16 protein-coding genes are annotated in these 10,703 nt (G+C 63.2%); 8 read left to right on the plus strand and 8 right to left on the minus strand.

Annotated features, from left to right (window positions below; translation table 11 throughout):
• Positions 1-103 precede the first annotated feature (103 nt).
• The 4 genes from AB3L03_RS08605 to AB3L03_RS08620 form a co-directional block, all read right to left on the minus strand.
• Positions 104-1,723: a DHA2 family efflux MFS transporter permease subunit gene (locus tag AB3L03_RS08605; RefSeq protein ID WP_018456216.1), complete on the minus strand. Its 1,620-nt coding sequence runs from the start codon at positions 1,721-1,723 to the stop codon at positions 104-106.
• Complete coding sequence (locus tag AB3L03_RS08610; protein WP_368508431.1) at positions 1,720-2,862, minus strand: HlyD family secretion protein; 1,143 nt, start codon at positions 2,860-2,862, stop codon at positions 1,720-1,722. The genes AB3L03_RS08605 and AB3L03_RS08610 overlap by 4 nt, the downstream gene beginning before the upstream one ends.
• A gap of 198 nt (positions 2,863-3,060) precedes the next feature.
• On the minus strand, positions 3,061-3,219 hold the full coding sequence (locus tag AB3L03_RS08615) for a hypothetical protein (RefSeq protein WP_204513880.1): 159 nt from the start codon (positions 3,217-3,219) through the stop codon (positions 3,061-3,063).
• Between the two features lie 24 nt (positions 3,220-3,243).
• Complete coding sequence (locus AB3L03_RS08620) at positions 3,244-3,618, minus strand: PRC-barrel domain-containing protein (RefSeq protein WP_007594753.1); 375 nt, start codon at positions 3,616-3,618, stop codon at positions 3,244-3,246.
• A gap of 157 nt (positions 3,619-3,775) precedes the next feature.
• Here AB3L03_RS08620 and AB3L03_RS08625 point away from each other — a divergent pair, with 157 nt between their 5' ends.
• The 6 genes from AB3L03_RS08625 to AB3L03_RS08650 all read left to right on the plus strand — a co-directional run bounded on the left by AB3L03_RS08625 (position 3,776) and on the right by AB3L03_RS08650 (position 8,275).
• Positions 3,776-5,563 (plus strand): thiamine pyrophosphate-requiring protein, encoded by a 1,788-nt coding sequence (locus tag AB3L03_RS08625; RefSeq protein ID WP_018456213.1) that lies wholly within the window; start codon positions 3,776-3,778, stop codon positions 5,561-5,563.
• An 8-nt stretch (positions 5,564-5,571) separates the two neighbouring features.
• Positions 5,572-5,799: a hypothetical protein gene (locus AB3L03_RS08630; protein ID WP_018456212.1), complete on the plus strand. Its 228-nt coding sequence runs from the start codon at positions 5,572-5,574 to the stop codon at positions 5,797-5,799.
• An 87-nt stretch (positions 5,800-5,886) separates the two neighbouring features.
• Positions 5,887-6,438, plus strand: a complete 552-nt coding sequence (locus tag AB3L03_RS08635) for a DUF4142 domain-containing protein (protein ID WP_085352563.1) — start codon at positions 5,887-5,889, stop codon at positions 6,436-6,438.
• 420 nt (positions 6,439-6,858) lie between these two features.
• The gene (locus AB3L03_RS08640; protein ID WP_247298602.1) at positions 6,859-7,443 is read left to right on the plus strand and encodes a phosphatase PAP2 family protein; all 585 of its coding nucleotides are present in this window, start codon (positions 6,859-6,861) and stop codon (positions 7,441-7,443) included.
• Positions 7,440-7,787 carry a DUF3147 family protein gene (locus AB3L03_RS08645; RefSeq protein WP_018456208.1) on the plus strand — a complete coding sequence of 116 codons (348 nt, stop codon included), beginning with the start codon at positions 7,440-7,442 and terminating at the stop codon, positions 7,785-7,787. The genes AB3L03_RS08640 and AB3L03_RS08645 overlap by 4 nt, the downstream gene beginning before the upstream one ends.
• The gene (locus tag AB3L03_RS08650) at positions 7,787-8,275 is read left to right on the plus strand and encodes a DUF3147 family protein (protein ID WP_247298599.1); all 489 of its coding nucleotides are present in this window, start codon (positions 7,787-7,789) and stop codon (positions 8,273-8,275) included. The genes AB3L03_RS08645 and AB3L03_RS08650 overlap by 1 nt, the downstream gene beginning before the upstream one ends.
• Here AB3L03_RS08650 and AB3L03_RS08655 read toward each other — a convergent pair.
• Positions 8,272-8,439 carry a hypothetical protein gene (locus AB3L03_RS08655; protein ID WP_162847273.1) on the minus strand — a complete coding sequence of 56 codons (168 nt, stop codon included), beginning with the start codon at positions 8,437-8,439 and terminating at the stop codon, positions 8,272-8,274. The two genes, AB3L03_RS08650 and AB3L03_RS08655, sit on opposite strands and share 4 nt — an antisense overlap.
• A 176-nt stretch (positions 8,440-8,615) precedes the next feature.
• Between AB3L03_RS08655 and AB3L03_RS08660 the strand changes: the two genes are divergently transcribed.
• Positions 8,616-8,864, plus strand: coding sequence for a hypothetical protein (locus tag AB3L03_RS08660; protein WP_018456205.1), 249 nt, complete (start codon positions 8,616-8,618; stop codon positions 8,862-8,864).
• A gap of 137 nt (positions 8,865-9,001) precedes the next feature.
• Here AB3L03_RS08660 and AB3L03_RS08665 read toward each other — a convergent pair whose 3' ends face one another.
• Entirely contained in the window at positions 9,002-9,208 is a 207-nt protein-coding gene (locus AB3L03_RS08665) for a hypothetical protein (RefSeq protein ID WP_007594775.1), read from the minus strand.
• Between the two features lie 315 nt (positions 9,209-9,523).
• The gene (locus AB3L03_RS08670; protein ID WP_026233106.1) at positions 9,524-9,718 is read right to left on the minus strand and encodes a hypothetical protein; all 195 of its coding nucleotides are present in this window, start codon (positions 9,716-9,718) and stop codon (positions 9,524-9,526) included.
• Between the two features lie 96 nt (positions 9,719-9,814).
• Between AB3L03_RS08670 and AB3L03_RS08675 the strand changes: the two genes are divergently transcribed.
• Positions 9,815-10,327, plus strand: a complete 513-nt coding sequence (locus AB3L03_RS08675; protein WP_368508432.1) for a DUF4142 domain-containing protein — start codon at positions 9,815-9,817, stop codon at positions 10,325-10,327.
• Between the two features lie 4 nt (positions 10,328-10,331).
• On the opposite strand, the gene AB3L03_RS08680 is transcribed toward AB3L03_RS08675, so the two are convergent.
• A complete protein-coding gene (locus tag AB3L03_RS08680) occupies positions 10,332-10,628 on the minus strand; it encodes a hypothetical protein (protein WP_026233105.1) in 297 nt (98 codons plus the stop codon).
• Positions 10,629-10,703: the final 75 nt, after the last annotated feature.

Genomic DNA, 10,703 nt, shown 5'->3' on the forward strand with positions numbered 1-10,703 from the left:
ATTACCTCCCGGGCTTTTGCTTGACGTTCGCGCCAGTCTAGCCGGACTTTTGCGCCGCGGTCATCCTTTCTCTCTCGCCATTTCTCTCAGAACGGCCGTAGGCTCAATGCCCCCGCGCGGGAGCGCCCAGCTTGATCGGGCGCAGCGCCGCGGCGGTCGGGATCATCAGCACCGCGATGATCGCGAGCGTCCAGAACACGTCGATATAAGCGAGCAAATCGACCTGCTGCTGCAAGGTGCGCCCAACCCAGGCGACCGCCTGCGAGGCTGCATCACTCGCGTTCGAGCCCTGAGCCTGGAAGAAGCGGGTCATCATCTCGATGGTCTGCTGATAGCCGAGGTCCGATGGCGCGGCGTGCTCGATCAGGCGGCTCTGGTGGAATTGCTGGCGCTGCGCCAGAATTGTCTGCGCCAGCGCGACGCCCATGGAGCCGCCGATATTGCGGGCGACGTTGATCAGCGCCGACGCCTGGTTGGTCTTGTCGGGCGGCACACCGTCATAGGACGCGGTCGTGACCGGCAGGAACAGGAAAGGAAGACCGAGCGCGAGGAAGATCCGCGACATCGCGGCATAGCCGTAGGTGATATCGCCGGTAAGGCCCGTGAGATGCCACATCGAGAAGGCGACGATGGCGGCACCGAACATGATGAGATATTTCGGCTGCACGCTGCTGACGAGGCGGCCGACCACTGGCATCAGCACCAGGGTCGCGACGCCGCCGGGCGACAAAGCGAGACCGGCCAGCATGGCGGTGTAGTTCAAATCGCTCTGGAGCAGTTGCGGCAAAAGCTGTGTCGTCGAGATCAGCACCGCGCCGGTCGCAAGCATGACCAGGAAGCAGGCGGCGAACTGGCGACGGCCCAGCAGGCGGAGATCGACGATGGGATCCTCCCGCGTCAGCTCCCACGGGATCAGCGCAAGCAGTGACATGGCCGAAAGTACCGCGAAGAACACGATCATGTTCGAGCCGAACCAGTCGTTGCGCTGGCCCTCGTCCAGCACGTATTCGAGCGAGCCGAGCCCGATCGCGACCAGCAGGAAGCCGACATAGTCGACGCGCAGGCCCTTGCTCAGCAGCTTCTCCCTCTCCTCCTCCGCGCCCGAGGGCTCCTTGACCAGCGTGCCGACCAGGAACAGCGACAGCAATCCCATGGGGACGTTGATCAGAAACACCCAGTGCCAGGTGTAGGTGTCGGTGATCCAGCCGCCGAGCGTCGGACCGACCACGGGCGCGACCACGACCGCGACGCCATAGATCGCGAACGCCTGGCCGCGCTTGTGCGGCGGGAAGGAGTCGGCGAGGATCGCCTGCTCGCTGGTCGCCATGCCGCCGCCACCAAGGCCCTGAAGGATTCGGAACAGCACCAGCGCCTGCAGATTCCAGGCGAAGCCGCACAAAAGCGAGGAGACCGTGAAGATCGCAACGCACATCATGTAGAAGCGCTTGCGGCCGATCACGGTCGACAGCCAGCCCGAGATCGACAGCACGATGGCGTTGGCGACGAGATAGCTGGTGATGACGTAGGTGCTCTCGTCGATGCCGACGGCAAGCCCACCGGCGATGTGGCGCAAGGCAACGTTGGCAATGGTGGTGTCGAGCACCTCCATGAAGGTCGCGATCGAGACGACGAACGCGATGAGATAGGGATTATGACCGCCCGCCGCCGAGCGCTCCGGCGACCAGCCGCCCGCGGATGCACTGCCCTGCGCCGTGTCGGTCATCGCACCCTGGTCCAGGGCACGACCGACATGCCGGGACCAACGGGCAGATCGGCCGGCCAGCTGTCGACCACGATCTTCACCGGCACGCGCTGCACCACCTTGACGTAATTTCCGGTGGCGTTCTCCGCCGGCAACAGGCTGAACGCGGTGCCGGAGCCCGGCTGCACGGAGTCGACATGGCCGGTGAGCTTGCGCGCGGGATAGGCATCGATGCGGATCTCGACCGGCTGACCCGGCCGCATGTCGTTGAGCTGCGTCTCCTTGTAGTTGGCGACGATCCAGACCTCGTCAGGCACGAACATCATCAGGCTCTGTCCGGCTGTCACGAAAGTGCCCTTGGCGCCGCTGAGCTTGACGACGCGGCCGGACTGCGCCGCAACCACGCTGGTATATTGCAGGTTCAGCTTGGCCTGATCGAGCTGCGCCTGCGACTGCTGGAGCTGCGCCCGGGCGCCCTCGAGCTGCGCCTGCAGCGTCTTGATGCCGACCTGCGCGGCCGTCACAGCGGTCTTCGCGCGTTCCGTGTTGGCCTGCTGCGCCTGAAGATCGGAGCGGGTCTGCTGCTGGCGCTGCACGGTGCCGGCGCCCTTCTCGACCAGATCCTGGGCGCGCGCGAATTCTTCCTGCGAGAACTGAAGCTGGGCCTGGGCCTGTTCGAGCTGCGCCTCCGCCTGCTTGATCTGCTCCTGCTGGGAGACGATCTGCGCCTCGACATTGGCGATGTTCGCCCTGGCGACCGCGACCTGCGCATTGGCCTGATCGATGGCGATGCGATAGTCGCGCTCGTCGATCTTGGCGAGAAGGTCCCCGGCTTTGACATGCTGGTTGTCCGTCACGGGTATGTCGGTCACGTAGCCGCCAACCTTGGAGGCCACGGAAAAGCTGCGCGCGGCGACGAAGGCATCGTCGGTGGATTCATAGTGGCGCACCTGGAGCCAATAGAGCACTCCGCCGATAAGGGCCGCGAGCAAGACGATGGTGCCAACGCTTGCCAGCAACCAATGCTCGCGAAGCGACGGCGCCTTGGCCGGCTTCGAGTCCGTGGCGTCATGGGCCTGATCAGGAGATATCTTCGGAGCTTCCTTCGCCCTCTGCGGCTGCTCCGCGGACGGTCCACGCTCCCGTGTTTGAGCATCCACGGTGAACACCTTTCTCGGGGATCAAACTGGCGGCAGAGCCGCCAAGCCGGCACACGCGCCGCGAGCCCAACTGCAACTCCTGATCATGGTTCCGCTTGTTGCGAGCACCATCGCGTTCGTGAACGCCTGCCCAAAAAGCGAGCGCGGCACAGTGCATGCCGCGCTCGCCTCGATATCTCATGGGAAGCGCACCCGGTCTCAGTGCGTCTTCGTCGCGTGCCATTTCTCGAGATCGGGTTTCACCTCGTCCGATCCCTGCTCCTTTTCCGGAGTGCCCTTCCAGGGCTTGTCCGTCTGCTTGTGCGAACCCCAGTCGCTCTGCTGCCGGGGATCGTCGTTAGGCCATTCCTTGCTCATCGAGCTTCCTTTCGTTGGAAACGCTTACGCGAAGGGGACACCGTAATAGGAGTTGATCCCGCGAACCGCGGCGTCATCACCCCAGTTCCAATCACTCCGTTCGCCGTATTTGGGCGCGCCTTCCAGTTCCTTGGTGGTGATGCCGGTGACGTAACCGCCGAGCTCCGTGTCGTATTTCAGCGACTGCCACGGCAGCGGATAGTGGTCGTTGCCGAGGCCCAGAAATCCGCCGAAGCCGAGCACGGCGTAGGACACCTTGCCGCTGATCTTGTCGATCATCACGCGTTCGATCGAGCCGATTTTGTTGCGATCGGCACCGTAGACCGATGTTCCCTCGACCTTGTCGCTGCCGATCAACCGACCCATCTCGTTTTGGTCCAGTTCACCCTGATTCAACATCTCAATTCTCCACTCAGCCAGTTGTGGAGACAACCCGAAGAGGTGCGCGATCGTTCCGGCATGTTCCGTCAGACTTGAGGAACATCGCCGGAAACGGGTGGTTCTCTCAACTTCAAATCCCGGAAACCAAATACCGGAAAACGAAGGGCCGCCCTTGATGTCCCAGACCGTCTCCGACTTCATCGTTCAACGTCTGCATCAATGGGGCGTGCGCCACCTCTTTGGCTATCCTGGCGATGGCATCAACGGCGTGTTCGGAGCCCTTCAGCGTGCTGAGGGCAAGATCGGCTTTGTTCAGACCCGGCATGAGGAGATGGCCGCTTTCATGGCGAGCGCCTATGCGAAGTTCTCTGGCCAACTCGGGGTCTGTATCGCAACTTCGGGCCCCGGCGCCTCGCATCTGATCACCGGGCTCTACGATGCCCTGCTGGATCACCAGCCCGTGCTCGCGATCGTCGGCCAGCAGGCACGCAATGCGCTGGGCGGGCAATATCAGCAGGAACTCGATCTCGTCTCGATGTTCAAGGATGTGGCTGGCGCCTACGTCATGCAGGCCTCCTCGCCGGCGCAGATCCGGCATCTGATCGATCGATCGATCCGGATCGCGCTGGCCCGGCGGACGCCAACGGTGATCATCCTGCCCAACGATATCCAGGAGGAGCCCTACGAGGACCCGCCGCGCGCTCACGGCACTCTGCACTCCGGCATTGGCTATAGCGCTCCAAGCATCAAGCCTCGTGACGCTGACCTCGACCGTGCCGCCGAGGTGCTCAATGCCGGCAAGAAGGTCGCGATGCTCATCGGCGCCGGCGCGCTCCACGCCACCGAGGAGGTGATCGCGGTCGCCGACCGCTTGTCCGCCGGCTGCGCCAAGGCGCTGCTCGGCAAGGCGGCGCTCCCCGACGATCTGCCGTGGGTCACCGGCTCGATCGGCCTGCTCGGCACCGAACCCAGCTACAACATGATGATGGAATGCGACACACTGCTGATGGTCGGCTCCGCCTTTCCCTATGCCGAATTCCTGCCGAAGGAAGGCGCGGCGCGCGGCGTGCAGATCGACATCGACGCCAGCATGATGTCGATCCGCTTTCCCATGGAGGTCGGCCTCGTCGGCGATGCCGCCGAGACGCTGCGCGCCCTGCTGCCGCGACTGAAACCCAAGAGCGATGGCGCCTGGCGCCAGGGTATCCAGGACGACGTCGCGAAATGGTGGAAGACGCTCGATGATCGGGCACATCAGCCCGCAGCACCGGTCAATCCGCAGCTCGTCGCCTGGGAGCTGTCTCCGCGCCTGCCCGACCGCGCCATCGTCACCAGCGATTCCGGCTCCTGCGCCAACTGGTTCGCGCGCGACCTGAAGATGCGCCGCGGCATGACGGCCTCGCTCTCAGGCGGGCTCGCCTCGATGGGTGCCGCGGTGCCCTATGCGCTCGCCGCGAAATACGCCCATTCCGACCGCCCGGTGATCGCACTCGTCGGCGACGGCGCGATGCAGATGAACAACATGGCCGAGCTGATCACCGCCGCCAAGTATTGGCGCGACTGGAAGGATCCGCGCTTCATCGTCTGCGTCTTCAACAATGAAGACCTCAACCAGGTGACCTGGGAGCAGCGCGTCATCAACGGCGATCCGAAATTCGAGGCATCGCAGCGCATACCAAACGTGTCCTATTCGCGCTTTGCCGAACTGATCGGCCTCTCCGGCATCTATGTCGACAGCCCGCGGCTGCTGGGCTCGGCCTGGGAGCAGGCGCTGGCGAGCGAGATGCCGGTGGTGCTGGAGGTGAAGACCGATCCCGAAGTGCCGCCGCTGCCGCCGCACATCACCTTGCAGCAGGCCAAGAACTTCTCGCTTGCGCTGCTGAAGGGCGATCCCAACGAGAGCGGAGTGATCAAGGGGGCGGCGCGGCAGGTGCTGGAAAAGATCCTACCTGGAAACGAATGAGGTGAAGCATGAGCGATTTCCGCGATATCCAGCACGGCGTCAACGATCCCGTGGATGGCCTCGACGTGAAGCGGCAGATCAACGACAACCGGACGCCGCATGAACGGGCACAACGCCATGCAGACGTGCGTGCCGAGGCCACTGCCACGCCGAGCGAGCCATTTCTGCCCGAACGGCTTCGGCGCAAGCCTACCGATCCAATCAACCCGCGGAGCGGGCGGAGACCGACGGATTAGCCGTTAGGAACTCCGGCCGCTGCAGTGTGTTGGTGGGCGCAACGTCGCGCGGCGAGAGGCTGCGCGCCCATTCGGAGGGATCGGACCATGAAACGAATGATTATCGCAGCTGCTTGCGTGCTGCTCGCAGGCCCCGCACTCGCCCAGTCGCTCGGCGAGAAAACCGGCGTCAACTCGGCGCTCGGCGTCGCGCCCGCCACCGCCGACTTCGTCAAGGAAGTCGCCATCAGCGATATGTTCGAGATCGAGTCGAGCAAGCTCGCCGAGCAGAAAGGCAACGCGCAGGAGAAGACCTTTGCGCAACAGATGGTGACCGACCACACCAAGACCAGCAGCGAACTTAAGGGCCTTGTCAGCGGCGGCAAGGTGCAGGCGACGCTGCCGACAGCACTCGACAGCTCGCATCAGAGCAAACTCGACAAGCTCAAGAGCGCGAATGGCAAGGACTTCAGTTCGGATTACAATTCGTACCAGGTCAGCGCCCATGAGGACGCGGTCTCGCTGTTCGAGCGTTACGCCAAGGGCGGCGACAATTCCGACCTGAAGGATTGGGCCGGCAAGACGCTGCCGGCGCTCAAGCACCATCTCGACATGGCCAAGGAGCTCGGCAAGGCGCCGAGCGTCGGTCAGACCAAGTAAACATCTTACGAGGACGCCGGCCCTACCGGCGTCCTCTCGTTTTGCAACGATGCCTGTCTCCGCGCAGTGAGATCGAAGATCGCGGAGATCGTCATGACACATCACGACAAGACTTCAGTATCCCGCCGGCACGTCGTCCAAGCGGCGAGCGCAACGCTCGCTGCTGCTTCGCTGGCCTCTTCGACAGCGGAGGCATGACGCCGCTCGCCGTTCCGGCCAGCCCGCCGAACTGGCCTCGATTTATGTGCAGCGTGCCGCGGCCGACGCGAGCAATGCGACCGGCTAGGTGTATGGGTCCGCTGGTGGATCGGGACAGCCGTAGTCGGCGCGGCAGACTTATGCCACGAGGCAGAGCCCAGGAACCTTCTTTGTCTCCGGGCTTTACAAAACTGTCATGAAGGACATCACGCTTGCAGACCGATGGCATTAGTAGAGGTTAAACCTAGCCGGATCGACACCGCGATCGCGGATACGATCGCTGATCACACCAATTCAGGCATCGAGCACACGGCGCAGACATTGACCTGGGCTGCCGACGAGCACGTGCTGCTCGCGCTGGCCGCGGCAGGGTGGCTCTACACTCATATTTGGCAGCCCCAACAGCGCCCCGTTGCAAATCACGTTGTGGCCGTGTCGCTGGCGACTGCCGTCCTCCCGCATGTCCTGAAATCCATATTCGATCAGACCAGGCCAGACCGGCTGACCATACGCGGACACCGACATGGAGTACCCATCTCAGGACAGGCGCGCGACGCCTTCCCGTCCGGTCACGCGGTCCATATGGGCGCACTTGCCTCGGCGGCGGGCCTGCTGCCGAAAACGCCGCGTCGGTTGGTGCGTGCGATTGCGGTCGCACTTTCGCTGACACGGATTGCGGTACTCGCGCATTGGGCAAGCGACGTCGTCGCAGGCTTTGCGCTGGGCGCGGCTGTAGAGAGACTCTTGCGGCCATGGACACTGACGCAATCGTTGCGCAAGCAGCTCACTTGGCGGAAACGGCCATGACCGAATATGTCGTGCGCTTCATCGCCGGTGGCATCATCGTCTCCGCTTTTGCGATCTTGGGCGATATGCTCAAACCCAAAAGCTTTGCGGGGTTGCTCGGCGCAGCACCGTCAGTTGCACTGGCGACGCTCGGCATCGCCGTCGTCCAGCACGGCCCGCAATACGCCGCGGCAGAAAGCTGGACGATGATCTATGGCGCGGTCGCGCTCGGCTGCTACAGCGTCGTCGTCTGCCATCTGCTGATCAGATACTGTGTGTCCGCGCTGCCGGCGACCGTCCTTGCTGGTATCGTGTGGCTTGCGGTCGCCTTCGGCCTGCTCGCCGGCTTTGGAGGTGCGGCCTGATGCCGGTCAAGCTGTCGCTCTCCGCGCTGAAGCAGACGCGCTGGTACGAATACGGCATTCGTTTCCTGCTCGGTGGCCTGGCGACCGTGCTCACGGGGGTTCTGGGAGCGCGCTTCGGTGTTTCCGTCGGCGGACTTTTCCTTGCGCTTCCCGCCATCTTCTGCGCGAGCGCAACGCTGGTCGAAAGCCATGAACGCCGCACCAAGGAGAAGGCCGGCCTCAGCGGCACGCGCCGCGGACAAGAGGCCGCCGGGCTCGACGCGGCTGGTGCCGCCTGGGGAAGCATCGGTCTCCTGGCATTCGCCGCCGTCTTTCATGTTACCGTGGCCGCAAGCGTTCCGGGCGCTTTCGCCGCCGCGTTGATAGCTTGGGCCGTGGTTTCGGTATTGGCCTGGGGGCTCAGGCGCAAGCTGCGCATCGTCTCCCGCAAACCGCCCCGGTCAGCCCATTCGCCATCAGCAAAGGATTCTCCCCTTACGAAGCGTTAGCCCGCCTTGGCATGCATTGACGGCTGCAATCTCGGCGGTTGAAGGCCCGGGCTGTTGGCCCAGCGCTCGACCTGCTCGATGACCTTCTGGTGGCTGGGGCGCACCGGCCTGGGTGCTTCGCTCTCTTCGACATGTGTGCGGGGCAATCTGACTTCGTTCGTCATGACGTCTCTCCCATTTGCCGGGAGTATACACCTGTCAAAGGATCCCTGCATCACATAAGTTATTGATTTCGTTATATTTTGTGGCTAACTTGGCGTCATAGCCGCATCTTGTGGAACCGCGGCCGAATGAGTTCGTTGAGTAAACTACTCAACTTGCTCATTTTGGGTGATTGATCATGAACGACCTTCGCGCCGAGCGGCTCCAGGTCATGCTGTCACCGGAAGAACTGGCCGCGGTGGACGACTTCCGGTTCAAACATCGCATGCCGACGCGAGCCGCGGCCGTGCGCGAGCTCCTGAAGCTCGGACTGGCCACCGCCGCAGTCGATGCAGGGGCGAATGTCAAATCGAGCAGGTTCGGAGTTTTCGGGCGCGGCCCGGACGGCCATACGCAACCGCATCCCGAGCGCGGCTCCGAGGATTAGTCCAGCCTGATGCTCAAGCAAACGGCCCCGGCACGGGGTGCCAGGGCCGTCCTTGGAGATTACTTCCGGATCACCGGGGGCATGACAACCGGAAGCAATCCCTCGACTCTTCGCGTGCGAATTCGTTCCTGAAGGAATTAGCCGCTCGGCGCGTCGCCGGAATCATCGGGCGCCATGCCGGAACCGGGCGTCTTGCTGTTGTCGTTCAGCTTGGGATCGCGCGTGGCCTCACGAGAGGGCGAGCCCTTTGGCTCCGACTTGTGCACGGTCTGCGCACGCTGCTTGTCCCGCGGCTGCTGTTCACCGCGCTGATCTCTGATGATGCCTTGGTCGGAATGGGCCATGATAGCTCTCGCCTCTTTGCTGTCTCGAAGCGCTTACGCGCCGGAGCGTCGAAGGTTCCGACCCGCGAGATCAGACTGCTAACTGTGCGCTGAGTGCACCGGGGTCGATGCATTTTCGTGATGCACCTGCCGCACTGTCGTCACGGTGGCGAACGCGACCGACACGCCAAAGGCGAGGATGAGCGAAAGAAGAGCCAGACGTGGAGCCATTGCAAAAACCTCCTGAAATAGGAAATCAACGCGATCGACTGTTACGAATGATCCTGCTTGTTGTCCGTGCGCAGTCTCACACGCAGATCCACGAACACGACAGAATTACGCATCCTGCTTTTGAGGCCTGCGCGTTGGAACGGGCGGCACCTCGCCGTCGAGCCAATCCTGCTCGTCGGCAAGTGCCGTCCACGCATTCGCCATGCGCAGAAAACGATTGTGTGCCGGCTGTGCTTCGGCCCTCTCGGCGAGCTGGAGGCAGTTGTCGGCGTTATCCCTGAAGATCTCGGACTGTTTCATCAACATGAATTGGGGACGGAACCGACGCGTCGCAACCGCCCTTACCGGATCGTAACATCTGCGGAACTTTCGACCGCCGTCCGCCATTGGACGTCCATGCGGATTCTTCTCGCGATGGTTTTGGCGTTCATCAGCACTGCACCGCTTGCCGACAGCACCGGAGAGCGACGGCCGACCGGCAGCACGCCGACCGCAACCGAGACCATCAGCGACCTCTACACTTTCAGCCGCTTTCAGCAGGGCTTGCTGGAGAGCACCGACCTGAAGGGCAATGCCGAGGTCAAGAACCTCGCCGCCCTGCGCGCCGAAGAAGCAGCCCGGCGCGACAAGGCCCTGAAACAGATTCAGGAGACGATCGGCACCGAACCGCGCGTCGCCAAGACGACCTCGGCGAGCGCGAGGCTGGTCGAGCCCGAAACTTCGGACGGACCGACTTTCGTCAGAAGCTTCTATGCCGCGCAGATTCCCGAGTATGAATCGGTGATCGACCTGCTCGAGCGCTATCTGAAGGCGCCCGACAATGCCGCGCTTGCAACATTCGCGCGCGAGCAGCTCCCACTGTTGCGCTCACAGGTCAAAGAAGCCGAGCGCACCATGGCAGACAAGTAGCCGTTTATTTATTGTTCGGACGACTTTGCTGGCTCTCCGGCCGCACGGTGCGGTCGCTCTCCGGCATCCGGTCCCGGCCGGCATCCCCATTGTCATCCTTGCCGCCCGAAGTCGAGGTGCCGCTACCGCTGGGATTGGACCGGGTCGACGCACCCGTAGTTGGTGTGTCCGCGCGTGGGGTGGCGGAGCTTGCGGCGGGGTCGCCGGTCACCGCACCACGGCCGCTGGGCGCGCCGCCTTGTGCGAACGCCGATCCAGCCAACAACATCACGGTGCCGATCACGGCAAATCCTGCTTTCATGTGCGCTCTCCCTGTATTCGAGGCTAACAGCGGGACCAGCGGTCAGTTCCGGAAGCGATGACCGAGGCCCGAACG

This window comes from Bradyrhizobium lupini (genome assembly GCF_040939785.1).
Lineage (GTDB): Bacteria > Pseudomonadota > Alphaproteobacteria > Rhizobiales > Xanthobacteraceae > Bradyrhizobium > Bradyrhizobium canariense_D.